27 protein-coding genes are annotated in these 25835 nt (G+C 68.3%); 17 read left to right on the top strand and 10 right to left on the bottom strand.

Features of this window, described 5'->3' with window-relative positions; all coding sequences use genetic code 11:
- Positions 1 to 22: 22 nt before the first annotated feature.
- Positions 23 to 202: a hypothetical protein gene (locus tag WD026_RS02745; protein WP_425722122.1), complete on the bottom strand. Its 180-nt coding sequence runs from the start codon at positions 200 to 202 to the stop codon at positions 23 to 25.
- A gap of 67 nt (positions 203 to 269) precedes the next feature.
- Here WD026_RS02745 and WD026_RS02750 point away from each other — a divergent pair, with 67 nt between their 5' ends.
- Positions 270 to 563 (top strand): ATPase with chaperone activity, encoded by a 294-nt coding sequence (locus tag WD026_RS02750; protein WP_425722123.1) that lies wholly within the window; start codon positions 270 to 272, stop codon positions 561 to 563.
- Here WD026_RS02750 and WD026_RS02755 read toward each other — a convergent pair.
- The 5 genes from WD026_RS02755 to WD026_RS02775 all read right to left on the bottom strand — a co-directional run bounded on the left by WD026_RS02755 (position 532) and on the right by WD026_RS02775 (position 4532).
- A complete protein-coding gene (locus tag WD026_RS02755; RefSeq protein WP_425723188.1) occupies positions 532 to 1689 on the bottom strand; it encodes an MFS transporter in 1158 nt (385 codons plus the stop codon). The two genes, WD026_RS02750 and WD026_RS02755, sit on opposite strands and share 32 nt — an antisense overlap.
- Before the next feature lie 61 nt (positions 1690 to 1750).
- Entirely contained in the window at positions 1751 to 2305 is a 555-nt protein-coding gene (locus tag WD026_RS02760) for an NUDIX hydrolase (protein WP_425722124.1), read from the bottom strand.
- 44 nt (positions 2306 to 2349) lie between these two features.
- Entirely contained in the window at positions 2350 to 3396 is a 1047-nt protein-coding gene (locus WD026_RS02765; protein WP_425722125.1) for a TRAP transporter substrate-binding protein, read from the bottom strand.
- 41 nt (positions 3397 to 3437) lie between these two features.
- On the bottom strand, positions 3438 to 4154 hold the full coding sequence (locus WD026_RS02770) for a fumarylacetoacetate hydrolase family protein (RefSeq protein ID WP_425722126.1): 717 nt from the start codon (positions 4152 to 4154) through the stop codon (positions 3438 to 3440).
- A 54-nt stretch (positions 4155 to 4208) separates the two neighbouring features.
- The gene (locus WD026_RS02775) at positions 4209 to 4532 is read right to left on the bottom strand and encodes a 2Fe-2S iron-sulfur cluster-binding protein (RefSeq protein WP_425722127.1); all 324 of its coding nucleotides are present in this window, start codon (positions 4530 to 4532) and stop codon (positions 4209 to 4211) included.
- 186 nt (positions 4533 to 4718) lie between these two features.
- Here WD026_RS02775 and WD026_RS02780 point away from each other — a divergent pair, with 186 nt between their 5' ends.
- Positions 4719 to 5819, top strand: coding sequence for an alkene reductase (locus WD026_RS02780; protein ID WP_425722128.1), 1101 nt, complete (start codon positions 4719 to 4721; stop codon positions 5817 to 5819).
- A gap of 13 nt (positions 5820 to 5832) precedes the next feature.
- On the opposite strand, the gene WD026_RS02785 is transcribed toward WD026_RS02780, so the two are convergent.
- Together WD026_RS02785 and WD026_RS02790 are read right to left on the bottom strand one after the other, a co-directional pair.
- Positions 5833 to 6423 (bottom strand): hypothetical protein, encoded by a 591-nt coding sequence (locus WD026_RS02785; RefSeq protein WP_425722129.1) that lies wholly within the window; start codon positions 6421 to 6423, stop codon positions 5833 to 5835.
- A 17-nt stretch (positions 6424 to 6440) separates the two neighbouring features.
- On the bottom strand, positions 6441 to 6995 hold the full coding sequence (locus WD026_RS02790) for a hypothetical protein (protein WP_425722130.1): 555 nt from the start codon (positions 6993 to 6995) through the stop codon (positions 6441 to 6443).
- Positions 6996 to 7078: 83 nt separating this feature from the next.
- Here WD026_RS02790 and maiA point away from each other — a divergent pair, with 83 nt between their 5' ends.
- Complete coding sequence (gene maiA, locus WD026_RS02795) at positions 7079 to 7720, top strand: maleylacetoacetate isomerase (RefSeq protein WP_425722131.1); 642 nt, start codon at positions 7079 to 7081, stop codon at positions 7718 to 7720.
- Entirely contained in the window at positions 7720 to 8508 is a 789-nt protein-coding gene (gene pgeF / locus WD026_RS02800) for a peptidoglycan editing factor PgeF (protein ID WP_425722132.1), read from the top strand. Before maiA ends, pgeF begins: the two co-directional genes overlap by 1 nt.
- Here pgeF and WD026_RS02805 read toward each other — a convergent pair.
- The gene (locus WD026_RS02805) at positions 8428 to 8721 is read right to left on the bottom strand and encodes a hypothetical protein (RefSeq protein WP_425722133.1); all 294 of its coding nucleotides are present in this window, start codon (positions 8719 to 8721) and stop codon (positions 8428 to 8430) included. The genes pgeF and WD026_RS02805 overlap by 81 nt on opposite strands.
- A 140-nt stretch (positions 8722 to 8861) precedes the next feature.
- Between WD026_RS02805 and phaC the strand changes: the two genes are divergently transcribed.
- The 10 genes from phaC to WD026_RS02855 all read left to right on the top strand — a co-directional run bounded on the left by phaC (position 8862) and on the right by WD026_RS02855 (position 20083).
- Positions 8862 to 10637 (top strand): class I poly(R)-hydroxyalkanoic acid synthase, encoded by a 1776-nt coding sequence (gene phaC, locus WD026_RS02810; protein ID WP_425722134.1) that lies wholly within the window; start codon positions 8862 to 8864, stop codon positions 10635 to 10637.
- A gap of 25 nt (positions 10638 to 10662) precedes the next feature.
- Positions 10663 to 11841, top strand: a complete 1179-nt coding sequence (locus tag WD026_RS02815) for an acetyl-CoA C-acetyltransferase (RefSeq protein WP_425722135.1) — start codon at positions 10663 to 10665, stop codon at positions 11839 to 11841.
- Between the two features lie 66 nt (positions 11842 to 11907).
- Positions 11908 to 12645 carry an acetoacetyl-CoA reductase gene (phbB, locus tag WD026_RS02820; protein ID WP_425722136.1) on the top strand — a complete coding sequence of 246 codons (738 nt, stop codon included), beginning with the start codon at positions 11908 to 11910 and terminating at the stop codon, positions 12643 to 12645.
- Positions 12646 to 12649: 4 nt separating this feature from the next.
- On the top strand, positions 12650 to 14461 hold the full coding sequence (locus WD026_RS02825; protein WP_425722137.1) for a DUF1800 domain-containing protein: 1812 nt from the start codon (positions 12650 to 12652) through the stop codon (positions 14459 to 14461).
- A gap of 9 nt (positions 14462 to 14470) precedes the next feature.
- Complete coding sequence (locus WD026_RS02830; protein ID WP_425722138.1) at positions 14471 to 15709, top strand: DUF1501 domain-containing protein; 1239 nt, start codon at positions 14471 to 14473, stop codon at positions 15707 to 15709.
- A gap of 291 nt (positions 15710 to 16000) precedes the next feature.
- Positions 16001 to 16312 carry a hypothetical protein gene (locus WD026_RS02835; protein WP_425722139.1) on the top strand — a complete coding sequence of 104 codons (312 nt, stop codon included), beginning with the start codon at positions 16001 to 16003 and terminating at the stop codon, positions 16310 to 16312.
- Positions 16313 to 16414: 102 nt separating this feature from the next.
- On the top strand, positions 16415 to 17173 hold the full coding sequence (locus WD026_RS02840) for a type IV toxin-antitoxin system AbiEi family antitoxin domain-containing protein (RefSeq protein WP_425722140.1): 759 nt from the start codon (positions 16415 to 16417) through the stop codon (positions 17171 to 17173).
- Positions 17166 to 18092, top strand: a complete 927-nt coding sequence (locus WD026_RS02845; protein ID WP_425722141.1) for a nucleotidyl transferase AbiEii/AbiGii toxin family protein — start codon at positions 17166 to 17168, stop codon at positions 18090 to 18092. Before WD026_RS02840 ends, WD026_RS02845 begins: the two co-directional genes overlap by 8 nt.
- Positions 18093 to 18143: 51 nt before the next feature.
- Positions 18144 to 19193, top strand: coding sequence for a tRNA dihydrouridine(20/20a) synthase DusA (dusA, locus tag WD026_RS02850; protein ID WP_425722142.1), 1050 nt, complete (start codon positions 18144 to 18146; stop codon positions 19191 to 19193).
- Positions 19190 to 20083 (top strand): alpha/beta fold hydrolase, encoded by an 894-nt coding sequence (locus WD026_RS02855; protein WP_425722143.1) that lies wholly within the window; start codon positions 19190 to 19192, stop codon positions 20081 to 20083. The genes dusA and WD026_RS02855 overlap by 4 nt, the downstream gene beginning before the upstream one ends.
- 13 nt (positions 20084 to 20096) lie before the next feature.
- On the opposite strand, the gene WD026_RS02860 is transcribed toward WD026_RS02855, so the two are convergent.
- Entirely contained in the window at positions 20097 to 20732 is a 636-nt protein-coding gene (locus WD026_RS02860) for a GntR family transcriptional regulator (RefSeq protein WP_425722144.1), read from the bottom strand.
- A gap of 144 nt (positions 20733 to 20876) precedes the next feature.
- On the opposite strand from WD026_RS02860, the gene scpA reads away from it, so the two are divergent.
- Genes scpA through WD026_RS02875 form a run of 3 tightly spaced genes read left to right on the top strand, consistent with a single transcriptional unit; the run spans position 20877 to position 25598 of the window.
- Positions 20877 to 23033, top strand: coding sequence for a methylmalonyl-CoA mutase (gene scpA / locus WD026_RS02865; RefSeq protein WP_425722145.1), 2157 nt, complete (start codon positions 20877 to 20879; stop codon positions 23031 to 23033).
- 54 nt (positions 23034 to 23087) lie between these two features.
- The gene (gene meaB / locus WD026_RS02870; protein WP_425723189.1) at positions 23088 to 24047 is read left to right on the top strand and encodes a methylmalonyl Co-A mutase-associated GTPase MeaB; all 960 of its coding nucleotides are present in this window, start codon (positions 23088 to 23090) and stop codon (positions 24045 to 24047) included.
- A gap of 18 nt (positions 24048 to 24065) precedes the next feature.
- On the top strand, positions 24066 to 25598 hold the full coding sequence (locus WD026_RS02875; RefSeq protein WP_425722146.1) for an acyl-CoA carboxylase subunit beta: 1533 nt from the start codon (positions 24066 to 24068) through the stop codon (positions 25596 to 25598).
- Positions 25599 to 25835: the final 237 nt, after the last annotated feature.

Raw genomic sequence — 25835 nt, forward strand, 5'->3', positions numbered from 1 at the left:
GCGTGGCGGAGCGGTGCAGGCTTCAGGCCGGCGGAAGCGGCGGCGTGTCGCTCGATGCAGCGGCTTCGCGCTGCGCCGCCAGCCGGGCCTCGGCCTCGCGCCGGCTCTGCGTGGCCTGGCGGGCCTTCTTCACATCGTTGATCTGCCACAGGCCGAAGACCAGCACCACCACAAAAATGCCCAGCTCGAACCAGATCGCCATGTGCACCGCTCCTTCAGGAATGGCCCATGCTGCCGCAGCCGGCATGGGCCTGCAATACAGTCGGACGATGTCTGACGAATCCCAGATCGAGATCCCCCCGTCTTTCGTGGCCCTGTACGTGCCGCCGGGGCGCATCAAGCCCACCCTGCCGCGCAGCGAGCTCGCCCAGCGCTACGAGCTGTGCGAGGACATGGCGCAGATGCTGGTGGACACCGCCCGCACCCTGGAATTCAGCCTGGGCATCACCCAGGCCGACGTGCTGCAGCGCGTGGCCCAGGGCCTGCAGGGCGAGGACGCGGTGGTGACCGAGGCCGAGGCCGGCTGGGTGGTCACCCGCCTGGCCGAGCTGCTGGGCTCCTGAGCCACAGCAGCGTGGCCAGTGCCGTGGCCGACAGCAGCGCCGAAAACACCAGCGCCCCCGCGCCGAAGCCCTCGATCAGCGCGCCGAAGGCCAGCGGCGCAAAAGCCTGCGCCACGCGCGACGGCGCCATGATCCAGCCCTGCCGCAGGCCATAGCCCTGCGGCCCGAAGAACACCAGCGGCAGCGTGCCCTTGGCAATCGTCAGGATGCCGTTGCCCGCGCCGTGCAGCACCGCAAAGGCCGGCGCGGCCACCGGCCCGGCCAGCATCCAGGCCAGCGCGCCCAGCGGGTGGGCGGCAGCCGCGCAGCGCGCCGACAGCAACGGATGCAGCCGGCGCAGCCAGCCGAATTCCAGCAGCCGCCCGGCCACCTGCGCCGGCCCCACCAGCGCCCCCACGGCCACCGCACCGGCCAGCGTCATGCCGCTGGCCACCAGCAGCTGCGGCAGGTGGGCTGCCATGGCGGTGCTGATGAACCAGGTGGCGGCAAACACATAGGCCAGCGCCCAGGCCACGTGGCGGGGCGGGGCGGGGGATGCGCTCGGGGTCGCTGCGGCGGCCGGTGTATCGGCCTGCGGTTGGGCCGGCGGTTCGCTCCAGCTCACCGCCACCGGCCCGGCGCGCGGCACCGACAGGTTCAGCGGCAGGCCCAGCAGCAGGTGCAGGCCGGCCCAGCCCAGACAGGCGCCGCGCCAGCCCCATTCGGCCTCCATCCAGCCGGTCAGCGGCCAGCCCACGGTGCTGGCCAGGCCGCCCAGCAGCGTGATGCCGGTGATGGCGTTGCGCGCCCCCTGGCCCTGCAGCCGCACCAGGGTGGAAAAAGCCGCTTCGTACAGGCCGCTGCCCATGGCCATGCCGATCAGCAGCCAGGCCAGCACCATCGACACCAGCCCCTGCGCCTGCGACAGCGCCGCCAGCCCGGCGGCAAATACCAGGCTGGTGAGGGCCAGCACGCCCCGACCACCGTGCCGGTCGATGGCCCGACCCGCTGCCGGCCCCAGCAGGGCCGAGAGCAGCAGCGCGGCGCTGAACGCGGCCCAGGCCTGCGTCACGGGCAGGCCGAGTTCGCGTGCCATGGGCTGGGCCAGCAGGGCAGGCAGGTAGTAGGTCGAGCCCCAGCCCAGCATCTGGGCGGTGCCCAGGCGCACGACCAGTCCGGTGGAGCGGGCGGGCCGGGCGATCACGGGCTCAGGTGATGTCGAGCGTGTGGATGCCGAAGCGGCCGGCCTTGCGGTCGGCAAAGTAGTGCTCCAGCGTTTCCTTGACGGTGCGGAAGGCGATCTCGTCCCACGGGATCTCGGCCTCGGTGAACAGGCGCGCTTCCTGCGTTTCGTGGCCGGGGTTGAAGCGGTCGCTCAGCAGCCGGGCGCGGTAGTACAGGTGCACCTGGCCCACGCGTGGCACGTTCATGAGGGTGAACAGGTCACCCATCTCGATCTGGGCGCCGGCTTCCTCGTCGGTCTCGCGGGCGGCGCCTTCGGCCGTGGTCTCGCCCAGCTCCATGAAGCCGGCCGGCAGCGTCCATTTGCCGCGCCGGGGTTCGATGTTGCGCTTGCACAGCAGCACGAACTGCCCGCTGTCGCCCCACACCGGCACCGTGCCCACCACATTGAGCGGGTTGTCGTAATGCACCAGGCCGCAGGCCGGGCACACCGCGCGCTGGCGGGTGTCGCCGTCATCGGGCAAGCGCAGCTGGACGGCGGTGCCGCAGTCGCGGCAGAAACGGGCAGGGGTTCGCAGCATCGGATCAGTGTAGCGGTGGCCGGTGACGCGCCGGCCCCGTGGGGTCAGGCCTTGCGGCCGTGCTTGGCGATCAGCGCGCGGGCGGTGTCCAGCAGCTGGCGGCCGTTGTAGCCACGCTTGTCCATGTCCTGCACCCACTCCACCTCCACCAGCCGGGCCTTGCGCTTGAACTCCTGCGCCTCGGCCGCCGGAATGGTGTGGATGCTGTTGCCCTGGCGCACGGCGGCCTCGCGGCCTGGCACGTCACCGGCCTGCTGCGCCTTGCCCAGCCAGGCCGAGGTTTCCATGCCGGTGTTGCGGTCGATCACGGCCTTGAGGTCGGGCGGCAGGCTGGCGTATTTCGCCTTGTTCATGGCCATCACGAAGGTGGTGGTGTAGAGCGCGCCACCGGCGGGTTCGAACTCGCTGTGGAACTTGGCCAGCTCGTGCACCTTGACGGCAGGCACCACCTCCCAGGGAATGGCGCAGCCGTCGATCACGCCCTTGGACAGCGCGTCCGGAATCTGCGGCAGCGGCATGCCCACCGGCGTGGCGCCCAGGTAGCCCAGCATCTTGGTGATCTGGCGGGTCGGGCCGCGCACCTTGGAGCCACGCAGATCGTCCACCCGGAAGATCTGCTTGCTGCGCATGTGGAACATGCCCGGGCCGTGCACCTGCAGGGCCAGCGGGTGCACGTCCTTGTACTCGTCGGGCGCCATGGTGGTGATGTATTCCCAGAATGCCCTGGAGGTGGCTTCGGCGTTGTTCATCATGAACGGCAGCTCGAACACCTCGGTGCGCGGGAAGCGGCCCGGCGTGTTGCCCGGCAACGTCCAGACGATGTCGACCACGCCGTCGCGGGCCTGGTCGAACAGCTGCGCCGGCGAGCCACCCAGCTGCATGGCCGGGTAGCCCTCGAAGCGGATGCGCCCGCCCGATTCCTTCTCCACCTTGTCCATCCAGGCCTTGTGCATGTTGAGCCAGACGTTGGACTGCGGTGCCATGAAGGTGTGGAACTTCAGCGTCACGCTGGACTGGGCCAGCGCGCCGAGCGCGGGCGCGCCCAGGGCCACGGCGGCGGTCGATTGCAACAGGGTACGGCGCTGGATCATGGTGGGGTCTCCGTGGGGGTGAAGGACTCGGGCAGGGTGGCTCAGACCACCTGGAAGCGGATGTCGGTCAGGCCGTCCACATGGCCGTGCAGCACGTCGCCGCGCACCACCGCGTTCACGCCTTCGGGCGTGCCGGTGTAGATCAGGTCGCCGGGCTGCAGCTCCCAGCCCTTGCTGAGCTGCTCGATGGTCTCGGCAATGTTCCAGATCAGCTTGGCCACGTTGCTGCGCTGGCGGTCAGCGCCGTTGACCTGCAGCCAGATGGCGGCCTTCGTGATGTCGCCGGCCTGCGCTGCCGGGGTGATGGGGCCGATGGGCGAGGCATGGTCGAAGGCCTTGCCGATGCACCAGGGCTTGCCGGTCTTCTTCATGTCGGACTGCAGGTCGCGCCGTGTCATGTCCAGGCCGGTGGCGTAGCCGAAGATGTGGTCGAAGGCATCGGCCGCGGCGATGTTGCGCCCGCCTTTGCCGATGGCCACCACCAGCTCGATCTCGTGGTGGAAGTTGCTGGTCAGGTCGGGGTAGGGGATGGTGGCGGTCTGGCCGGCCTCGGCCACCACCACCGTGTCGGCCGGCTTGAGGAAGAAGAACGGCGGCTCGCGACCGCTGTGGCCCATCTCCTTGGCATGGTCCTCGTAGTTGCGGCCCACGCAATAGACGCGGTGGACCGGGAAGCGGGCGCTGGTGCCGACCACGGGAACGCTGACGGTGGCGGGCGGGGTGAAGGTGAAAGCGGGGGAAGTGTTTGTCTCGCTCATGGGTGGGTTGCTGTGGATGAAGAAGGAGCCGGGTCAGTGTGCCATGCGGCGGACTCAATACTGGCTACGTGGAAGCCGCAGCGACAGGCCGTCGAGCAGGGTGCTCAGGCGCAGCTGGCAGGCCAGCCGGCTGCCCGGGCCGGCCGGGCTGGCGGCAAAGTCCAGCATGTCGGTCTCGTCGGGCACCGGGGGCGGCAGGCGGTCGCGCCATTCGGGGTCGACGATCACGTGGCAGGTGGCGCAGGTGAGCTGGCCGCCGCAGTCGCCGTCGATGCCGGCCACGCCGGCCTGCACCGCCACGTCCAGCACGCTCTGGCCCTCCAGGCCCTGCAGCGGGTGGGGGGTGCCGTCAAAGCTGTGCAGCAGGAGTCGGATCATGGGCGGGGTGCGGCGGTTCGGTGGAGAGCCTGCGGATTGTGGCGTCAACCGCCGCAGTTTTCGTCCTTGGGCGAAGCAGGGCTTTCACCGATGCACCGGCGAGGCCCGCAGCGGCTGCCCACAATGGCGCGGTGCTGGCGACCTCCGGGTCGCTTTTGCTTTTTGGACCCACTGGAAGGAAACACCATGACCACCCTGTTCGACCCGATCACCGTCGGCGACATCCCCCTGTCCAACCGCATCGCAATGGCGCCGCTCACCCGCAACCGCGCCCCGAACGCCGTGCCCACCCCGCTCATGGCCACCTACTACGCCCAGCGCGCCACCGCCGGTCTGCTGATCACCGAGGCCACCGCCATCAGCCACCAGGGCCAGGGCTACGCCGACGTGCCCGGCCTGTATGCGCCCGAGCAGATCGCCGGCTGGAAGGGCGTGACCGCCGCCGTGCACCAGGCCGGTGGCCGCATCGTCACCCAGCTGTGGCACGTGGGCCGCGTCTCGCACACCGAGCTGCAGCCGGGCAACGGTGCCCCGGTGGCGCCCTCGGCCATCCGTGCCCACACCAAGACCGTGCTGCTGAAAGACGGTGCCCCGGTGTTCGTGGACACCTCCGAGCCGCGCGCGCTCGACATCACCGAGCTGCCCGGCATCGTGGAGGACTACCGCCGCGCCGCCCTGGCCGCCATCGAGGCCGGCTTTGACGGCGTGGAGATCCACGCCGCCAACGGCTACCTGCTCGACCAGTTCCTCAAGACCGGCAGCAACCAGCGCACCGACGCCTACGGCGGCAGCATCGACAACCGCGCCCGCCTGCTGATGGAAGTGGTGGCTGCGGTGGTGGGCGCCATCGGCGGCGGCCGCACCGGCATCCGCCTCTCGCCGGTGACGCCGGCCAACGACATCATCGACGCCGACCCGCAGCCGCTGTTCACCCATGTGGTGCAGCAGCTCGCGCCTCATGGCCTGGCCTATGTGCACCTGATCGAAGGCGCCACCGGCGGCCCGCGCGAGCTGGCCGACCGCCCCTTCGACTACGCCGCCCTCAAGGCCGCCTACCGCGCCGCCGGCGGCAAAGCGGCCTGGATGGTGAACAACGGCTACGACCTGGCGCTGGCCCACCAGGCCGTGGCCGATGGCGCCGACGTGGTGGCCTTCGGCCGCCCCTTCATCAGCAACCCCGACCTGGTGCAGCGCCTGCGGGTGGGCGGCCCGTTCAACGAGCCGGACCGCAACACCTTCTACGGCGGCGGCGCCAAGGGCTACACCGACTATCCCGTGCTGGGCTGAAACCGCGCTGCCGTCAACGCAGGCCAGGCCGGGTCAGGATGGACTGTTTCAGCTCTTCTGAAAGGCGGGTGGCTGCCCGCCGCCCGGCCAGGCCGAAGTCGCTCTTGAACTCCGCAAACTCGGCGGTTCCGCGCGACTGGATGGTCAGCTGATCCAGTGGTCGTCCTTCGATGTCGGTCACCTCGCAGCGCAGGTCGATGGTGAACTCGGTCGGTGGCCAGGTGAACAGGGACGGCGACGACGATTGCGTGGTGATGACCGGTCTGTACACCACCGTGGCGCCCAGGGACTGCAACATGGCGGTGTCGGCGCTCGACGGTACGACAAACACATCGCTGTACACCGCACGCAGCGCATCCCGCAACGCCTTCTCGAGATCGCGGTAGGGGAAGTAGCTCACCTTGTCCCCGCCGCCGCCGGGCGTGATCACTTCGCGTGACCGTTCCGCGTCGCTCATCACGTAAGCCGCCTTCTTGGGGCTCAGTCGGGCCTCATCGCGTACCGGTGTATCGATGGGGCCTATGCCGATGGGGTGGGCACAACCGGCCAGGACGGCCACCATGGCAGCAGCCAGCCATGTGGCAGCGCGTTTGAACATGAACATGGGGAGCATCCTTTTCGTCAGGGTTTGAGTGCGGCCTGGAAGGCCGGATCGGTGTAGATGTTCTGCAGCAGCCGTTGCACCAGGCGTGGGTATTCGGCCTGGGCACGGGGGACCGCCACGTTGGCAGCCAGGTGGATCGGGAAGGTGGTGTTGGCCTGGTAGGTCTTGTCCAGGGTCAACTGTCCGGCCCTCGTCACGCGCAGGCGCAGCCTCAACTCGCCCTCACCGGTGGAGAAGCCTGATATGTCGAAGCGATTGAGCAGCAGCTCACCGGCAATGCGTGTGTCCGAGCGTGGATCGAGCCTTCGCAACTCGGTCAGGTCGCTGCGCAGAGCGGCCTCTATGTAGCTCGCGAAGCTTCCGCCGGCTGGGGCAAATGGCGCTCCCCGCAGGGTGAGCTGGTTCACTGGCGCGCTGGCATCGCGGGGTTCGAATGCCGTCACATCGACCGGCGACAGAGACTGAGTCTTGAGCCGATCCAGGCTGGGATAGTCCGGGCTGTAGCCAGGTACCGGAAAGGTGCCACAACCGGCCAGCAGGCCGGCCGCAAGGGCCGGGACGACCCATCTCATGCGTATCATCGCTCCTCCTCATGTCGTTGTCGGAGCCTGCATCGTAAGTGAGTGGCGGCCGGTCAGAAGTTATGCTTGCCCGCATGAAGCTCTACAACTACTTCCGCTCTTCCGCCTCGTTCCGGGTGCGCATTGCCATGGCCCTCAAGGGCCTCCCGTACGAGTACGTGCCGGTGCACCTGGCGCGCGGCGACCACAAGCTGCCGACCTTTGCCGACATCGCCGCCGAGGGCCTGGTGCCACTGCTGGAGCTGGACGACGGTACCCGCCTGACCCAGTCGATGGCCATCATCGAGTACCTGGACGAGACCCATCCCGAGCCGGCCCTGCTGCCGGCCGACGCGCTGGGCCGTGCCCGGGTGCGGGCGCTGTCGCAGATCGTGGCCTGCGAGATCCACCCCATCAACAACCTGCGCGTGCTCAAGTACCTGGTGCGTGAACTCAAGGTGGAGGAAGAGCCCAAGAACACCTGGTACCGCCACTGGGTGCGCACCGGTCTGGAAGCCTTCGAGAAGCAGCTGGCCGCCGGCCCCACCGGCCGTTTCTGCCATGGCGACACCCCCACCCTGGCCGACTGCGTGCTGGTGCCGCAGATCTTCAACGGCCAGCGTTTCAACGTCAGCTTCGATGGCCTGACCCACACCATGCGGGTGTTCGACGCCTGCATGGCGCACCCGGCCTTCCAGGCCGCCGAACCCAAGGCCTGCCCCGACTTCGAGGCCTGATGGCCGGGCTGCCGATGCCGGGCCTGCTGACGCCCGACTGGCCCCTGCCGGCGGGCGTGCGCGCCCTGTGCACCACCCGTGCCGGTGGCGTGTCGGCTCCGCCGTTCGACAGCTTCAACCTGGGCGACCATGTGCGGGACGACCCGGTCCATGTGGCGGCCAACCGTGCGCGGCTGGCGGGCCTGACCGCCCCGGCCACACCGGTGTTCCTGCAGCAGGTGCACGGCACCCGTGTGCTGCGGTTGCAGGCCGATCCCCTGCACATGGCGGCCAGCCAGGGTGCGCAGGCCGACGCCTGCCTTGCCACCGAGCCCGGCGTGGCCTGCACCATCATGGTGGCCGACTGCCTGCCGGTGCTGTTCGCTCACGCGTCGGGCCGTGCGGTGGCGGCGGCCCATGCCGGCTGGCGCGGGCTGGCCGGCGGGGTGCTGGAGGCCACAGTGCAGGCGCTGGCCGACGCGGCCGGGCAGGGCGCCATCAGCGCCTGGCTGGGTCCCTGCATCGGCCCGTCGGCCTTTGAAGTGGGGGACGAGGTGCGGGAGGCGTTCGGCGCCACCGCCGATGCCCGCGCCTGTTTTGTGGCGCACGGCCCCGGCAAATGGCTGGCCGACCTGCCGGCCCTGGCCCGCTTGAGGCTGGTGCAGGCCGGCGTGACCGACCTGCACGGCAACGACGGCACACCGGGCTGGTGCACCGTCACGCAGGACTCAGTCTTTTTCTCGCACCGGCGCGACGCTGCCCGCCTCGGCAGCACCGGTCGCATGGCCGCCTGCATCTGGTTCGGCTGAAGCCTGCGCAGCAGCCACCTCGGCGGCTTCCCGTGCCTTGCGTTCCTTGCGCCGCGCGGGCGTGCGCATCACATAGACCACGATGGTCATGGGCAGCACGCCGTACAGCAGGAAGGTGATGATGGCCCCGAGCACCGTGCCGGTGGTGTTGGAGGCCTCGGCCACCGCCATCATCAGCACCACATACATCCACGCGATCACGACCAGGTACACAGCTGCTTCCAGGGGCCGGCATGGGGAGCGGGATGGCGTCAGCCGGGCGGAAGGCACGCGGCCGATACTGGTGCAGGGCCGGGTATAACTGCCCCAGAGCCTCCCATAATAGGCGCAGGCCAATTCCAGAGGAGACGAACATGGCATCGGGCAAGACGGCGGGCGGCAGCGGGCCGACCGACCCGTGGCAGCAGGCCACGCAGCACATCCAGGCTTTCCAGCAGAACCTGATGGGGCAGTGGACGCAGATGGCCCAGGCCATGCCGTCCGGCCCGTCTCCTTTCACGGCATCGCCCTTCGGCATGCCGGGCATCGACCAGCTGTTCAGCCAGGCCACCGGCCCGGCGGTGAAGATCGATCCGGCCAAGCTCATCGAGATCCAGAAAAGCTACCTGCAGGACGCGGTGGCCCTGTGGAACCAGGGCGCCACGGCCCGCCCGCAAGGCGACCGCCGCTTTGCCGGCGATGCCTGGGCCAGCAACCCGGTGGCCGGCTTCACCGCCGCCGTGTACCTGCTCAATGCCCGCACCCTCATGGCCATGGCCGACGCGGTGGAGGGCGACGACAAGACCCGCACCCGGGTGCGCTTTGCGGTGCAGCAGTGGATCGACGCCAGCGCGCCCAGCAACTTCCTGGCCTTCAATGCCGAGGCCCAGAAGAAGGCCATCGAGACCCAGGGCGAGAGCATTGCCAAGGGCGTGGCCAACCTGCTGCACGACATGAAGCAGGGCCACGTCTCCATGACCGACGAGAGCGTGTTCGAGGTCGGCAGGAACGTGGCCACCACCGAAGGCGCCGTGGTGTTCGAGAACGAGCTGTTCCAGCTCATCGAATACAAGCCGCTGACGCCCAAGGTGTACGAGCGCCCGTTCCTGCTGGTGCCGCCGTGCATCAACAAGTTCTACATCCTCGACCTGCAGCCCGAGAACTCCTTCATCCGCTACTGCGTGGAGCAGGGCCACCGCACCTTCGTGGTGAGCTGGCGCAACCCGGATGAATCGCTGGCAAACAAGACCTGGGACCACTACATCGAAGACGCGGTCATCCGCGCCATCGGCGTGACGCAGGACATCACCGGTGCCGAGCAGATCAACGCCCTGGGCTTCTGCGTGGGCGGCACCATGCTGGGCACCGCGCTGGCGGTGCTGGCCGGCCGCGGCGAGGAGCCGGTGCACAGCGCCACCTTCCTCACCACGCTGCTGGACTTCCGCGACACCGGCATCCTCGATGTCTTCATCGACGAGAACTTCGTCAAGTTCCGCGAGATGCAGTTCGCCGAGGGCGGCCTGATGCCCGGGCGCGACCTGGCCACCACCTTCAGCTTCCTGCGGCCCAACGACCTGGTCTGGAACTACGTGGTGGGCAACTACCTCAAGGGCGAGACCCCGCCGCCCTTCGACCTGCTGTACTGGAACTCCGACAGCACCAACCTGCCCGGCCCGTACTACGCCTGGTACCTGCGCAACCTGTACCTGGAAAACCGCTACACCCGCCCGGGCAGCACCACCGTGTGCGGGCAGGCCATCGACTTCCGCCAGGTCAAGCTGCCGGTCTACATCTACGGCTCGCGCGAAGACCACATCGTCCCCATCGGCGGCGCCTATGCCAGCACCCAGCTGTTCCCGGGCAAGAAGCGGTTCGTCATGGGCGCCTCGGGCCACATTGCCGGCGTGATCAACCCGGCCAGCAAGGGCAAGCGCAGCCACTGGACCGGCCCGGCCAACCGCTTCCCCGAGAAGGCCGAAGACTGGATCGCCGGCGCCACCGAACACCCCGGAAGCTGGTGGACCGACTGGGCCGCCTGGCTCAAGCCGCTGGCCGGCAAGCAGATCGCAGCGCCCAAGGCCTACGGCCGGGGCAAGACCTACACCGCCATCGAGCCCGCACCGGGCCGCTATGTGAAGGCGAAAGCCTGACCCGATTCAAAGAGGAGTGAGAGCCATGGAAGACATCGTCATCGTTTCCGCCGCACGCACCGCCGTCGGCAAGTTCGGCGGCACGCTCGCCAAGACCCCGGCCACCGAGCTGGGCAGCATCGTCATCCAGGCGCTGCTGGAGCGCACCGGCCTGCCCGCCGATGCGGTGGGCGAGGTGATCATGGGCCAGGTGCTGGCCGCAGGCGCCGGCCAGAACCCGGCCCGCCAGGCCATGATGAAGGCCGGCGTGGCCAAGGAAACCCCGGCGCTCACCATCAACGCGGTGTGCGGCTCCGGCCTGAAGGCCGTGATGCTGGCCGCCCAGGCCGTGGCCTGGGGCGACAGCGAGATCGTGATTGCCGGCGGCCAGGAAAACATGAGCGCCAGCCCGCACGTGGTGCCCGGCAGCCGCGACGGCCAGCGCATGGGCGACTGGAAGATGGTCGACACCATGATCGTGGACGGCCTGTGGGACGTGTACAACCAGTACCACATGGGCATCACCGCCGAGAACGTGGCCAAGGCCCACGGCATCACCCGCGACATGCAGGACGCCTTGGCCCTGGCCAGCCAGCAGAAGGCCGCTGCCGCGCAGGACGCCGGCCGCTTCAAGGACGAGATCGTCGGCGTGACCATTCCGCAGAAGAAGGGCGATCCGCTGGTGTTCGACACCGACGAGTTCATCAACAAGAAGACCAGCGCCGAAGCCCTGGCCGGCCTGCGCCCGGCTTTCGACAAGGCCGGCTCGGTCACTGCCGGCAATGCCTCCGGCATCAACGACGGCGCGGCCGCCGTCATGGTCATGACCGCGAAGAAGGCCGCGGCCCTGGGCCTGACCCCGCTGGCGCGCATCGCCAGCTTCGGCACCAGCGGCCTGGACCCCGCCACCATGGGCATGGGCCCGGTGCCGGCCTCGCAGAAGGCGCTGGCCCGCGCCGGCTGGAAAGCCGCCGACGTGGACCTGTTCGAGCTGAACGAAGCCTTTGCGGCCCAGGCCTGCGCGGTCAACAAGGCCCTCGACATCGACCCGGCCCGCGTGAACGTCAACGGCGGTGCCATCGCCATCGGCCACCCCATCGGCGCCTCGGGCTGCCGTGTGCTGGTGACCTTGCTGCACGAGATGCAGAAACGTAGTGCGAAGAAGGGCCTGGCGGCCCTGTGCATCGGTGGCGGCATGGGGGTTTCCCTTGCTGTCGAACGCTGAGCCGGTCGATACGATCGACCTGTCAATTCAGCGACACACAACAACGCATCAACGCGAAAGGTACACATGAGTCAGAAAGTTGCGTATGTCACCGGCGGCATGGGTGGCATCGGTACCGCCATCTGCCAGCGCCTGCACAAGGAAGGTTTCAAGGTCATCGCCGGCTGCGGCCCCACCCGCGACTACCAGAAGTGGCTGGACGAGCAGAAGGCCCTGGGCTTCACGTTCTACGCCTCCGTGGGCAACGTGGGCGACTGGGACTCCACGGTGGAAGCCTTCAGCAAGACCAAGGCCGAGCACGGCTCCATCGACGTGCTGGTGAACAACGCCGGCATCACCCGCGACCGCATGTTCCTCAAGATGAGCCGCGAGGACTGGCAGGCCGTGATGAACACCAACCTGGACTCCATGTTCAACGTCACCAAGCAGGTGGTGGGCGACATGGTCGAGAAGGGCTGGGGCCGCATCATCAACATCAGCTCGGTCAACGGCGAGAAGGGCCAGGCCGGTCAGACCAACTACTCGGCCGCCAAGGCCGGCATGCACGGCTTCTCGATGGCGCTGGCGCAGGAGCTGGCCACCAAGGGCGTCACCGTCAACACCGTGAGCCCGGGCTACATCGGCACCGACATGGTCAAGGCCATCCGCCCGGATGTGCTGGAGAAGATCGTGGCCACCGTGCCGGTCAAGCGCCTGGGTGAACCCAGCGAGATCGCCTCCATCATTGCCTGGCTGGCCAGCGACGAAGGCGGCTATGCCACCGGGGCCGACTTCTCGGTCAACGGCGGCCTGCACATGGGCTGACGCCGTGGCGCGACGGCTGCCCACCCTGGCGGCCGCCGCGCTGGCCGCGCTGCTGGGTTTTTGCGCAACCCTGCACGCGGCCACCCCGGACCCCTGGCAGGACGATCTGCGTCCCATCGCCCGGTCCGACTGGAGCCGCGAACGCGCGGCCCATCTGCTGGAGCGCACCGGCTTCGGCCCCTTGCCCGCCGAAATCGACCGCGCCGCCCGCGACACGCCGCAGCGCGTGGTACAGCGTCTGGTGAACTACCGCCAGACGCCCGATCCGCAACCCGCCTTTGTGCATTCCGGCGCCTTCGACGAAGGGCTGGACCCGTTCGAGCCGTCTCGCCCGGCCGCCACCGACAAGGCGCGCGCCAGCGGCGAGGCCCTGGGCGTGAAGGTCAAGCCCGAGGGCAACCGCCGCATGCAGCAGGTGGCCGACCGCTACCTCTACTGGCTGCGCGCCAGCAAGCTGGAAAGCCAGCGCGTGGGCTACTGGTGGGCCAACCGCATGCTCACCACGCAACGACCGCTGCAGGAGAAGCTCACGCTGTTCTGGCACGGCCACTTCGCCACCAGCGAAGAGAAGGTGCGCGACTACCGCAAGATGCTGGTGCAGAACGAGACCCTGCGCCGCCATGCCGACGGCCCGTTCCGCGAGCTGCTGCTGGCCGTGGCCCGCGACCCGGCCATGCTGGCCTACCTGGACGCCGGCGTGAACATCAAGGGCGCGCCCAACGAGAACTTCGCCCGCGAGATCATGGAGCTGTTCACGCTGGGTGTGGGCCACTACAGCGAACAGGACATCCGCGAGGCCGCCCGTGCCTTCACCGGCTGGAACTACCGGGGCACGCAGTTCGTGCTGGACCGCAGCCGCCACGACACCGATGCCAAGACCGTGCTCGGCCGCACCGGCCCGTGGACTGGCGAACAGGTGATCGACATCCTGCTGGCCCAGCCCGCCGCCGCCGAATTCGTGGCGAGCAAGCTCTACCGCTTCTTCGTGCGCGACGAGGTGTCGCCGGCCCTGCAGAAATCGCTGGGCGACCTGCTGCGCAGCCACGGCTACCGCATCGCCCCGTTCCTCAACACGCTGTTCCTCTCGCGCGACTTCTACAGCAGCGCTTCCGTGGGGGCGCACATCAAGAGCCCGGTAGAGCTGGTGGTGTCCACCTACCGCCGCATGGGGCTGCAGCGCGTGCCCGGCATTCCGGACTTCAACGACACCACCGAGGCCATGGGCCAGAAGCTGCTGTTCCCGCCCAACGTGGCCGGCTGGGCCGGCGGGCGCAGCTGGATCACGCCGGGCCTGCTGCTGGTGCGCGGCAACTTCGTGTACGACACCGTGTTCCCGCCGATCGACTTCGTGCCCAACGACCGGGTGCCGGCCTCGCTCTACCAGATCATCTCGGTGGCCGACCGGCTGGCCCTGGGCCAGGACGTCACCAGCGCCACCCGGCCCGAGGGCAAGGAGGTCACCTCCATGTCCAACCAGGGCGACCGCGACGAAGACTTCAACACCCGCCTGGCCAGCTACCACGCCTGGCGCAAGGCCATCGAGAAGGTGCAGCCCATCCCGCGCGACCCGGCCCGGCTCGACCTGTCGGCCCTGGTGCGGCAGGCCGGCTGCCGCACCGCGCAGGACGCGGTCGACCATCTGCTGCTGCGCTTCATGAGCGTGCCGGTCGATGCCGACACCCGCGGCCGCATCACGGCCCTGCTGCAGGCCGAACTCGGCACCACCGACCTGGCCCGCGCCGACACCTACATGGAAGACGCGCTGCGCCAGGTGCTGCACGTCATCCTCTCGCTGCCCGGCTACCAGGCCAGCTGAAGGCTCCGCATGACGCACCACGACCATCCCCACGCCGCTCACCGTGCGCCCAGCCGCCGCGACATGCTCCGCACCCTGGCCGGTGCCGGGCTGGTGGCGGCGTGGCCCGCGTCAGCCCGCGCTGCCGCTCGGAGCGAGGCTGCCGGCGGCCGCCCGGGCCGCATCCTGGTGGTGGTGGAGCTCACCGGGGCGAATGACGGCCTCAACACCCTGGTGCCCTACACCGACGACGCCTACTACCGCCTGCGCCCGCAGATCGCGGTGCCGGCCCGGCGCGTGCGCCGCATCGACGACCGCTTCGGCTTCAACCCCGGCATGGCCGGCTTCGAGCGGCTCTACAAGGACGGGCAGATGGCCATCGTGCACGGCTGTGGTTACCCGCAACCGTCGTTCTCGCACTTCACCTCGGCGGCCTACTGGCACACCGGCGTGCCCAACGGCGGCGAGCCGCACGGCTGGCTGGGCCGCGTGGCCGACGCCATCGACCCCGGCCTCACGCCCAACTTCATGGTCAACATCGACGAGCGCCAGTCGCTCGCGGTGCGGGCTCGCCGCCATGTGCCGGTGGTCTTCAACGACCCGGACCGTTTTGCCCGCAAGGGCCTGCACGCCAGCCGCCCCTTGCTCGATGGCGCGCTGCCGCCGGTGGCCGGGCAGGGCGCCACCGCCCGTTACCTGGACGACGTGGCCCGCAGCGCCCGCGAAGCCTCGGCCCAGGTGCGCGCCGCCTGGGAGGGCTACAGCACCCCGGTGGACTACGGCATCATTTCCATGGACCTGCCCAAGGTCGCCAGCATGATCAGCGCCGGCATGCCCACGCGCCTGTACCACGTGGCCTACCGCCACAACGCCTTCGATACCCATGTGCAGCAGGCCGACCTGCACCAGCGCCTGCTCACCTATGTGTCCGACGCCGTGGCCGGCTTCGTGAAAGACCTGCAACGCATCGGCCGGGCTGACGACGTGGCCGTGCTCGTCTACTCCGAATTTGGCCGCCGCCCGGCCGAGAACACCAGCCTGGGCACCGACCACGGCACCGCCAACCACATGTACGTGGTGGGCACCCGCGTGAAGGGCGGCCACTTCGGCGAGGTGCCGTCCCTGACCCAGCTCGACGAGACCGGCAACCAGCGCCACACCACCGACTTCCGCCGCGTGTACGCCAGCCTCATCGAAGGCTGGCTGGGGCATGCCGACAGCGCGTTATTGCTGTACGGCAGGTACGAGACGTTGCCGTTGTTCGGGTGACGGGGCAGGGCGGCCCGCAGCGTCCGGTCGCGCCCGCATAATCGCGCCAGGCCGCAAGGCTTGGTGCGTGAAAACACCGGTTGATCAGAGGTTGCAGCCCCCACCTTCAAGCGGGGTTTCGTCATGTCCCCATTCAAGCGGCGAGGCTCGGTCTTGTCGCGTCGGTTGCGGGCAAGATGGGCCACACCGTGAGGCTGGCCGCACGGCTGATCCCGTGTTTTCAACATCTTGCCCACCCCATGCGCTTGAAAACGTGTCGGGTGGTTTCCAGTCTCGATCAGGAGCCCCCGCATGAGCCACAACGCTCTCCCCATTTCCTTCTCCACCCACCCCGACACGGTGGGCCTGCACCGCCACGAGTCCGGCGCCGTGAGCCTGAGCCCCGCCCGCCACCGCGCCTGCCTGGAAGCCGCCTGGGAAATCGAAGCCCTGGCCCGCCTGCTGCCCGACCTGGCCCTGCGCGACGACGATGCGCTGCCCCTGCAGGTGCGCGGCGTGGCACGCCGGCTGGGTGATCTGGCGGGGGCGGTGATGTCGGGGCTGGATGATGGGGTGGTGGTGGACCGGGGCTTGATGGATGCCGTTGCCCTGTCCGGCGGCTGAAGGCTTCAATCTGGTTTGAGAAATAGCACTTGGTTTGAATATTTTTGTTGAATCCAATCAATCGGATCTCTGTTTGATTGGTTTCTGTGCTATTTTTCAAACATGGGTACAACTTCAAGACACGATTTGATCAGGCGGGTTCAGACCGAGCTGCCCCGAGGGGCCCCGTTCGATCTGGCCGCGCTGGCCGCGCTGGGTGTGTCGCCCCAGCTGGCAGCCCACTATGTGGAGGCGGGCTGGCTGGTGCGCCTGGCGCAGGGTGTTTATGCGTTTCCGAACGAAGACCATGGTCTGTACGGATCGCTGAAGTTTCTGCAGCAGCGCGTGCCGGGTCTGCACGTGGGCGGCAAGAGTGCGCTGGCTCTGCAGGGTGTGCGGCACAACCTGGGCAGCCGCGAGACGGTGGTGCTCTGGGGTGAGTCCAGGTACACCCTGCCGGAGTGGTTCACGTCCCGCGTTCCGGCTCGTTATGTTCATGCCACCCTGTTCGACTGGCCGGACGCCTTGCTCAACACCAGGACGCAGGGCACGCCCCCCGGCGTACCCCATGGATTGAGGGTGTCGTCGCCCGAGCGCGCCGCGCTGGAGATGCTGTACGAGGTCGGTACCCGGCAGAGCCTGGAAGAGGCCCGCAACGTGTTCGATGGCTTGCGCTCGCCGCGCAAGGAGCTGCTGGGTCAGTTGCTCTCCTGCTGCACCAGCGTGAAGGCGGTGCGGCTGTTTCTTGCCTGGGCGCGGGATACCGGGGTGGTGGATGTGGACGACCTGATGGCTCGGCATCCGTTGCGGACGGGCAGCGACAAGCGCTGGATGGGCCGGCTCGCCGACGGCACCCTGCTGAGCCTGAAGCCGCATGGATAAAAGCTACGCCGACACGGTGCGGCTGCTGCTCGCCGTGACGCCCGAGGTTTTCGCCAATCGGATCTTCGCGATGAAGGGCGGAACCGCCATCAACCTGTTCGTGCAGGACATGCCACGCCTGTCGGTCGACATCGATGTGGTGTTCTGCCCCTGGGATGTGCCGCGCGATGCGGCGCTGCTGGCCATCCATGAGGAGCTGTCCAGCATTGCACACCGGGTCCGTCCATGGGGTGTGCAGTCCCGACTGGTTCGCAGCAAGGATCAGGCCGACACCAAGCTCATCGTGGAGAACGCGACCAGCCAGGTCAAGATCGAGGTGAATGTGGTTTTCCGGGGCACGGTGATGCCGGTGGAGCGCAGACCGCTGAGCCGCAGGACCAGCGATCTCTTCGGGGTCGAGTTCGACGCTCCGATCCTCGCCCATGACGAGCTGTACGCCGGCAAGCTGGTGGCTGCCCTGGATCGACAACACCCGCGTGACCTGTTCGACGTCTGGCAGCTGTTCGAATCGGGTGGCATCACCGACGGCATGGTCGAGTGTTTCGTTCTCTATCTGGCCGGGCATAACCGGCCGGCCCACGAAGTGCTGTTCGGACACGACAAGGACATTGCGGCGGAGTTCGAGCAAGCCTTTGTCGGCATGACCGAAGTGGAATGTTCGCTGGATACCTTGCTGGAGGCACGGGCCCGGTTGCGGCAGCTCTTGCCGCGCCGGCTGACCCCGGCGCACCGGCAGTTTCTGGGTGGACTGGTGCGCGCAGCGCCAGACTGGTCCCTGGTGAGCTGCCCCCATGCCGCCCAGCTGCCAGCGCTCCGGTGGAAGCTCTCCAACCTGGAGGCGTTTCGCCAGCGTCGCCCTGCCGACTTCGTTGCGCAGGCTGAAGCCCTCAATGCGGGCTTTGCTCGAACCACGCGCTGACCCGCGAACAGGCATGAGCAGGGACAATACGGCGTTACCTCAGTCCCCGCCATGACCACCCCCTCCGTCTCCCCCTCGTTCAGCCCCTGGCGCCTGTCCGTCGCGCCCATGATGGACTGGACCGATCGCCACTGCCGTTACCTGCACCGGCTGCTGAGCCGGCACACGCTGCTCTACACCGAGATGGTGACCACCGGTGCGCTGATGCATGGCAGCGTGCAGCGGCACCTGCGCTTCAATGCCGAGGAGCACCCGGTGGCGCTGCAGCTGGGCGGCAGCGAGCCGGACGAGCTGGCGCGCGCCGCCCGCATGGGACAGGCGTGGGGCTATGACGAGATCAACCTGAATTGCGGCTGCCCCAGCGAGCGGGTGCAGCGCGGCGCCTTCGGGGCCTGCCTGATGGCCGAGCCGCAGACGGTGGCCGACGGGGTGAAGGCCATGCGCGACGTGGTGGACATTCCGGTGACGGTGAAGCACCGCATCGGCATCGACCGCACCGAGAGCTACGACTTCGTGCGCGACTTCGTGGGCACGGTGGCCGATGCCGGTTGCGAGGTGTTCATCGTCCATGCCCGCAACGCCTGGCTGCAGGGCCTGAGCCCGAAGGAAAACCGCGAGATCCCGCCGCTGCGCTACGAACTGGTGCACCGCCTCAAGCAGGACTTTCCGCAGCTGACCATTGCGGTCAACGGCGGCATCACCACCAACGCGCAGATCGCCGAGCACCTGCAGCAGGTGGATGGCGTGATGGTGGGGCGCGAGGCCTACCACCACCCCTGGCTGCTCACGTCCTGGGACCGCACGTTCTTCGGCGCAGACACGCCCGAGCCCGACCGCAACGAAGTGGAAGACCAGATGGTGCGTTACATGGAGCGCGCCCATGCCGAGGACGGCTGCCCCTGGTACGCCATTGCCCGCCACATGCTGGGCCTGCGCCACGGCCTGCGGGGCGCCCGCAAGTGGCGCCAGGTGTGGAGCGACCACCGATTGAAGCCGCTGCCCCCGCGTGAGGTGTGGGCGCTGGCGCAGGCGCATGTGAGCGACGAGGTGGACAACGGCTTTGTGGCACCGGACACCCTGGCGCAGGGGGCTGCCGCATGAGCACCTTGCCGTCCCCCCTGAGCGTGCCACCGCAGATCATTCACACCCCCGCCGGCCCGGTGGCGGTCTACATCGCGCACCCCGCCACGCCGTCCGACCTGCCGCCCCTGCTGCTGGTGCACAGCGTGAACGCGGCTGCGTCGGCCGCCGAAGTGGCGCCGCTGTTCGAGCAGGCTCGCAGCCACCGCACCGTGGTGGCGCTGGACCTGCCGGGTTTCGGCCACAGCGACCGCAGCGACCGCCCCTACACCCCGCGCCTCATGACCGATGCGGTGCATGCCGCCATCGCGTGGGCGCTGCAGCAGACCGGCGCCAGCGCGGTGGACGCGCTGGGCGTGTCGCTGGGCTGCGAGTTCGTGGTGAGGGCGCAGCAGGAGCAGCCGGGGCGCATCCGCCGCGTGGCGCTGGTCAGCCCCACCGGCTTCTCGCGCAGCAAGCGGCGCCACGGCCCGCCGGGCTCCACGCTCATGCTGCCCTGGCTGTACCGCCTGCTCACCCGGCCGGGCTGGGGCGAACGCATCTTTGGCTGGCTCACGCGGCCGGGGGTCATCCGCTACTTCCTCAAGCGCACCTTCGGCCGGCCGCAGATCGACGAGGCCCTGTGGGCCTTTGCGGTGGCCACCACGCGCCAGCCGGGCGCTCGCCATGCACCGCTGTGTTTTGTGTCGGCCGGCCTTTTCAGTGCCGACATCAACACCTTGTACGAGGCCATGCAGTGCCCGGTGTGGGTGAGCATGGCCACGCGTGGTGACTTCACCGATTACCAGGGCCGCCGCACGGTGGACGACCGGCCGAACTGGCGCTTCGAGGCGGTGCCGGGTGGCGCGCTGCCGTACTTTGAGGACCTGCCGGGGTTTGCGCAGCGGCTCGACGCCTTCTGGCGCGGCTGAAGCCGGTCCGGGATCAGACCGCGGCTTCCAGCCCGTTGCGGAAGTGTTCGCGCATGCGCTGCGCGGCCAGTGGCGGATCGCGCTGCACCAGGGCTTGCACGATGGCGCGGTGCTCGGTCAGCGATTCGTCGATGCGCCCGGTCTTGAACAGCGAGTGGTGGCGGTTGAGCTTCATGACCTTGCGCAGGTCGGCCACCATCTGGTCGCGCCAGCGGTTGTCGGCAATCTCCAGCAGCCGCATGTGGAACTGTTCGTTGATGGCAAAGAAGCGGTCGCGGTCGGTGGTGGCGGCTTCCAGTTCGGCGTGCAGGGCCTGCAGGCTTTGAAGTTCGGCGTCGGTGGCGCGGCTGGCCACCACACCAGCGGCGTCGGATTCGAGCAGGGCCAGCAGGTGGTAGACGTCGGCCAGGTCCTTCTCGGACACCTCGGTCACGTAGGCGCCGCGCCGCACCTTCATGGTCACCAGGCCTTCGGCGGCCAGCACCTTGAGGGCTTCGCGCAGGGGCGTGCGGCTGATGCCCAGTTCTTCGGCGATCTTGAGCTCGTCGATCCAGCTGCCCGGCTCCAGCTCGCGGTGGAAAATGCGCTGACGCAGCCGCTCGGCGACTTCTTCGTACAGGGCGCGGGGGGCGAGGGCGGTGGCGGACATGGGCGAGGGACCGGGCGGGAACGTCAGGAAGGAGTCGGTATTCTGCATCAATAATTATGAATGATGTAAACTCCGGGCCTTCGGACTTTCTCGCGACGCCGGCCCTGCGACCCGCCAGAACAGCGCCTTCACACACGTTCCGCCATGAGCTCTTCGAACCCCGAATTCACCCCCCCGTCCTATGAAGCCTGGCTCAAGGCCGCCCAGAAATCGGCCCCCGGCGGGCAGCTGGAAGCGCTGAACTGGACCACGCCGGACGGCATCGTGGTCAAGCCGCTGTACACCGCGGCCGACGTGGCCGACCTGCCCCACACCCACACGCTGCCGGGCCTGGAGCCCTTCATCCGCGGCCCGCAGGCCACCATGTACGCGGTGCGGCCCTGGACCATCCGGCAGTACGCCGGCTTCTCCACCGCTGAAGAATCGAATGCCTTCTACCGCAAGGCGCTGGCCGCCGGCGGGCAGGGCGTGTCGGTGGCTTTCGACCTGGCCACCCACCGCGGTTACGACAGCGACCACCCGCGCGTGACCGGCGACGTGGGCAAGGCCGGTGTGGCCATCGACAGCGTGGAGGACATGAAGATCCTGTTCGACGGCATTCCGCTGGACAAGGTGTCGGTCTCCATGACCATGAACGGCGCCGTGCTGCCGGTGCTGGCCGGCTACGTGGTGGCCGCCGAAGAGCAGGGCGTGCGCCAGGACCAGCTGGCCGGGACCATCCAGAACGACATCCTCAAGGAGTTCATGGTCCGCAACACCTACATCTATCCACCGGAGCCGTCGATGAAGATCATCGGCGACATCATCGAGTACACGGCCAGGAACATGCCGAAGTTCAACTCGATCAGCATCTCCGGCTACCACATGCAGGAAGCCGGGGCCAACCAGGCGCTGGAGCTGGCCTTCACGCTGGCCGACGGCAAGGAGTATGTGAAGACCGCCCTGGCCAAGGGCATGGACGTGGACGACTTTGCCGGGCGCCTGAGCTTCTTCTGGGCCATCGGCATGAACTTCTATCTGGAGATTGCCAAGATGCGCGCGGCCCGCCTGCTGTGGACGCGCATCATGAAGGGCTTCGGCGCGAAGAACCCCAAGAGCCTGATGCTGCGCACCCACTGCCAGACCTCGGGCTGGAGCCTGACCGAGCAGGACCCCTACAACAACATCGTGCGCACCACCATCGAGGCCATGGCGGCGGTGTTCGGCGGCACCCAGAGCCTGCACACCAACAGCTTCGACGAAGCCATTGCGCTGCCCACCGAGTTCAGCGCCCGCATCGCGCGCAACACGCAGCTGATCATCCAGGAAGAGACCCACATCACCAACGTCATCGACCCCTGGGCCGGCAGCTACATGATGGAAAAGCTCACCCAGGACATGGCCGATGCCGCCTGGGCCATCATCGAAGAGGTCGACGCCATGGGCGGCATGACCCGCGCCGTGGACAGCGGCTGGGCCAAGCTCAAGATCGAGGCGGCCGCTGCCGAGAAGCAGGCCCGCATCGACTCCGGCAAGGACGTGATCGTCGGCGTCAACAAGTACCGCCTGAAGGACGAGCCGCCGGTGGAAGCCCGCGACATCGACAACATGGCCGTGCGCGACGGCCAGATCGCCCGTCTGCAGAAGATCCGCGCCAGCCGCGACAGCGCCGCCGTGCAGGCCGCGCTCGATGCGCTCACCGCTGCCGCCGAAAGCGGCCAGGGCAACCTGCTGGACCTGTCCATCAAAGCCATCCGCCTGCGCGCCACCGTGGGCGAGGTGAGTGATGCGCTGGAGAAGGTGTTCGGTCGCCACCGCGCCGACACCCAGAAGGTGACCGGCGTGTACGCCGCCGCCTACGACAGCGCCGAGGGCTGGGCCCAGCTGCAGCAGGAGATTGCCGCCTTCGGTGACGAACACGGTCGCCGCCCGCGCGTGATGATCAGCAAGCTCGGCCAGGACGGCCACGACCGCGGCGCCAAGGTGGTGGCCACGGCCTTCGCCGACCTGGGCTTCGACGTGGACATGGGCCCGCTGTTCCAGACCCCGGAAGAATGCGCCCGCCAGGCCATCGAGAACGATGTGCACGCCGTGGGCGTGAGCACCCTGGCCGCCGGCCACAAGACCCTGGTGCCGGCCATCATTGCCGAGCTCAAGAAGCAGGGGGCCGACGACATCATCGTGTTCGTGGGCGGCGTCATTCCGCGCCAGGACTACGAGTTCCTGTACGAGGCGGGTGTGAAGGGCATCTACGGCCCCGGCACCCCGATTCCCGCCAGCGCCAAGGACGTGCTGGAACAGATCCGCAAAGCCGTGGCCTGAAGGCGCGACGTGACGCCGCAAGCGCTCTTTGACGGCATCGCGCTCAGCCAGGGCATGGCCCAGCGCCGCGCCATGGCCAAGGCCATCACGCTGCTGGAGTCGACCCGGGCCGACCACCGCCAGCAGGCCGACGCGCTGCTCACCGACCTGCTGCCGCGCACCGGCCAGGCCTTCCGGCTGGGCATCAGCGGCGTGCCGGGCGTGGGCAAGAGCACCTTCATCGAGGCCCTGGGCCTGTACCTCATCGGCCTGGGCCACCGGGTGGCGGTGCTGACCATCGACCCGTCCAGCACGGTCTCCGGCGGCTCCATCCTCGGCGACAAGACGCGCATGGAGCGCCTCTCGGTGCACGACCGGGCCTACATCCGTCCCAGCCCGAGCAGCGGCACGCTGGGCGGCGTGGCCGAGAAAACCCGCGAGGCCATGCTGGTGTGCGAGGCCGCCGGCTTCGATGTGGTCATCGTCGAGACCGTGGGCGTGGGCCAGAGCGAGACCGCCGTGGCCGGCATGACCGACATGTTCTGCCTGCTGCAGCTGCCCAATGCCGGCGACGACCTGCAGGCCATCAAGAAGGGTGTGATGGAGCTGGCCGACCTGGTGGTCATCAACAAGGCCGACATCGACCCCGATGCCGCCACCCGCGCACGGGCGCAGATCACCTCGTCCTTGCGGCTGCTGGGCCAGCAGGGCCGGCCCGAACACGCGCACCACGACGAATCCATCTGGCACCCGCAGGCGATCCAGCTCAGCGCTCTGCTGGGCCAGGGCGTGGACGCGTTCTGGGAAGCCGTGAGCCGCTTCCGCACGCTGCAGACCGCCAACGGCCAGCTGGCGCAGCGCCGCCAGCAGCAGGCCCGGGCCTGGATGTGGGAGCGCATCGAGGCCGGATTGAAGCAACGTTTCCGCACCCATCCCGCCGTGCAGGCGGCGCTGGACGACACCACCCGCCGCGTGCTGGACGGCACGCTGCCCGCCAGCACGGCAGCCCGTTCGCTGCTGGCGCTGTTCGACTGATTTTTCTGGAGAAGACACATGCAGGACATCCTTCGACAACTCGAGGACAAACGCGCCGCAGCCCGCCTGGGTGGCGGCGAGAAGCGCATTGCGGCCCAGCACGCCAAGGGCAAGCTCACCGCGCGCGAGCGGCTGGAGGTGCTGCTGGACGAGGGCACCTTTGAAGAGTGGGACATGTTCGTCGAGCACCGCTGCACCGACTTCGGCATGCAGGACAACAAGGTGCCGGGCGACGGCGTGGTCACCGGCTACGGCATGATCAACGGCCGCCTGGTGTTCGTCTTCAGCCAGGACTTCACCGTGTTCGGTGGTGCGTTGTCCGAAGCCCATGCCGAGAAGATCTGCAAGATCATGGACCAGGCCATGAAGGTCGGTGCCCCGGTGATCGGCCTGAACGATTCGGGCGGCGCCCGCATCCAGGAAGGCGTGGCCTCGCTGGGCGGCTATGCCGACGTGTTCCAGCGCAACGTGCTGGCCAGCGGCGTGGTGCCGCAGATCAGCATGATCATGGGCCCGTCGGCCGGTGGCGCGGTGTATTCGCCGGCCATGACCGACTTCATCTTCATGGTCAAGGACAGCTCCTACATGTTCGTGACCGGCCCTGAGGTGGTGAAGACGGTGACCCACGAGGAAGTGACCGCCGAGGAACTGGGCGGCGCCATCACCCACACCACCAAGAGCGGCGTGGCCGACCTGGCCTTCGAGAACGATGTGGAGGCGCTGCTCATGCTGCGCCGCCTCTACAACTACCTGCCGCTGAACAACCGCGAGAAGGCCCCGGTGCGGCCCAGCGGCGACCCCATCGACCGCATGGAGCTCAGCCTGGACACGCTGGTGCCGGAGAACCCGAACAAGCCCTACGACATGAAGGAGCTGATCCTCAAGATCGTGGACGACGGCGACTTCTTCGAGCTGCAGCCCGAGTACGCCAAGAACATCCTGATCGGCTTTGCCCGCATGGACGGCCAGACCGTGGGCATCGTGGCCAACCAGCCGCTGGTGCTGGCGGGCTGCCTGGACATCAAGAGCAGCATCAAGGCCGCGCGCTTCGTGCGCTTCTGCGACTGCTTCAACATCCCGGTGGTGACCTTCGTGGATGTGCCCGGCTTCATGCCCGGCACCAGCCAGGAGTACGGCGGCATCATCAAGCACGGCGCCAAGCTGCTGTACGCGTACGCCGAGTGCACGGTGCCCAAGATCACCGTGATCACCCGCAAGGCCTACGGCGGCGCCTACGACGTGATGGCCTCCAAGCACCTGCGTGGTGACGTGAACTTTGCCTGGCCCAATGCCGAGATCGCGGTGATGGGCGCCAAGGGCGCGGTGGAGATCATCTTCCGCGAAGAGAAGAAGGACCCGGCCAAGCTGGCCGAGCGCGAGGCCGAGTACAAGGCCCGCTTTGCCAACCCCTTCGTGGCCGGCGCGCGCGGCTTCATCGACGACGTGATCCTGCCGCACGAGACGCGCAAGCGCATCTGCCGTTCGCTGGTGATGCTCAAGGACAAGAAGCTCGAGAACCCGTGGCGCAAGCACGGCAACATTCCGCTGTGATGGGCTTCTCCGTCATCTTTTCGCGCCGAGTCGGCTCGGGGTGCCCGGACGTTTTGCTCCGTGTCCCCCGGCCTTCGGCCTCCTCCTTTACCTGCGCAAAACGCCCGGGCACCCCGATCCTCAAGGGTCTGCGTTCCCCGGGCTTTCACGTCACCCCCTTCGCAGCAAGGAGCGTGGCGGGTGTGTCGCAGCGAAGTAAAGGAGGAGCCGGCCCCAGGCCGGCGGGGGACATGAGCG

It is taken from the genome of Hydrogenophaga sp. R2, assembly GCF_049843595.1.
Lineage (GTDB): Bacteria > Pseudomonadota > Gammaproteobacteria > Burkholderiales > Burkholderiaceae_C > Hydrogenophaga.

Excerpts from the sequence above, each read along its gene's own strand:
- WD026_RS02745 (WP_425722122.1), bottom strand. The coding sequence starts at position 202 with ATGGCGATCTGGTTCGAGCTGGGCATTTTTGTGGTGGTGCTGGTCTTC.
- WD026_RS02750 (WP_425722123.1), top strand. The coding sequence starts at position 270 with ATGTCTGACGAATCCCAGATCGAGATCCCCCCGTCTTTCGTGGCCCTG.
- WD026_RS02755 (WP_425723188.1), bottom strand. The coding sequence starts at position 1,689 with ATGCTGGGCTGGGGCTCGACCTACTACCTGCCTGCCCTGCTGGCCCAG.
- WD026_RS02760 (WP_425722124.1), bottom strand. The coding sequence starts at position 2,305 with ATGCTGCGAACCCCTGCCCGTTTCTGCCGCGACTGCGGCACCGCCGTC.
- WD026_RS02765 (WP_425722125.1), bottom strand. The coding sequence starts at position 3,396 with ATGATCCAGCGCCGTACCCTGTTGCAATCGACCGCCGCCGTGGCCCTG.
- WD026_RS02770 (WP_425722126.1), bottom strand. The coding sequence starts at position 4,154 with ATGAGCGAGACAAACACTTCCCCCGCTTTCACCTTCACCCCGCCCGCC.
- WD026_RS02775 (WP_425722127.1), bottom strand. The coding sequence starts at position 4,532 with ATGATCCGACTCCTGCTGCACAGCTTTGACGGCACCCCCCACCCGCTG.
- WD026_RS02780 (WP_425722128.1), top strand. The coding sequence starts at position 4,719 with ATGACCACCCTGTTCGACCCGATCACCGTCGGCGACATCCCCCTGTCC.
- WD026_RS02785 (WP_425722129.1), bottom strand. The coding sequence starts at position 6,423 with ATGTTCATGTTCAAACGCGCTGCCACATGGCTGGCTGCTGCCATGGTG.
- WD026_RS02790 (WP_425722130.1), bottom strand. The coding sequence starts at position 6,995 with ATGAGATGGGTCGTCCCGGCCCTTGCGGCCGGCCTGCTGGCCGGTTGT.
- maiA (WP_425722131.1), top strand. The coding sequence starts at position 7,079 with ATGAAGCTCTACAACTACTTCCGCTCTTCCGCCTCGTTCCGGGTGCGC.
- pgeF (WP_425722132.1), top strand. The coding sequence starts at position 7,720 with ATGGCCGGGCTGCCGATGCCGGGCCTGCTGACGCCCGACTGGCCCCTG.
- phaC (WP_425722134.1), top strand. The coding sequence starts at position 8,862 with ATGGCATCGGGCAAGACGGCGGGCGGCAGCGGGCCGACCGACCCGTGG.
- WD026_RS02815 (WP_425722135.1), top strand. The coding sequence starts at position 10,663 with ATGGAAGACATCGTCATCGTTTCCGCCGCACGCACCGCCGTCGGCAAG.
- phbB (WP_425722136.1), top strand. The coding sequence starts at position 11,908 with ATGAGTCAGAAAGTTGCGTATGTCACCGGCGGCATGGGTGGCATCGGT.
- WD026_RS02830 (WP_425722138.1), top strand. The coding sequence starts at position 14,471 with ATGACGCACCACGACCATCCCCACGCCGCTCACCGTGCGCCCAGCCGC.
- WD026_RS02835 (WP_425722139.1), top strand. The coding sequence starts at position 16,001 with ATGAGCCACAACGCTCTCCCCATTTCCTTCTCCACCCACCCCGACACG.
- WD026_RS02840 (WP_425722140.1), top strand. The coding sequence starts at position 16,415 with ATGGGTACAACTTCAAGACACGATTTGATCAGGCGGGTTCAGACCGAG.
- WD026_RS02845 (WP_425722141.1), top strand. The coding sequence starts at position 17,166 with ATGGATAAAAGCTACGCCGACACGGTGCGGCTGCTGCTCGCCGTGACG.
- dusA (WP_425722142.1), top strand. The coding sequence starts at position 18,144 with ATGACCACCCCCTCCGTCTCCCCCTCGTTCAGCCCCTGGCGCCTGTCC.
- WD026_RS02855 (WP_425722143.1), top strand. The coding sequence starts at position 19,190 with ATGAGCACCTTGCCGTCCCCCCTGAGCGTGCCACCGCAGATCATTCAC.
- WD026_RS02860 (WP_425722144.1), bottom strand. The coding sequence starts at position 20,732 with ATGTCCGCCACCGCCCTCGCCCCCCGCGCCCTGTACGAAGAAGTCGCC.
- scpA (WP_425722145.1), top strand. The coding sequence starts at position 20,877 with ATGAGCTCTTCGAACCCCGAATTCACCCCCCCGTCCTATGAAGCCTGG.
- meaB (WP_425723189.1), top strand. The coding sequence starts at position 23,088 with ATGGCCCAGCGCCGCGCCATGGCCAAGGCCATCACGCTGCTGGAGTCG.
- WD026_RS02875 (WP_425722146.1), top strand. The coding sequence starts at position 24,066 with ATGCAGGACATCCTTCGACAACTCGAGGACAAACGCGCCGCAGCCCGC.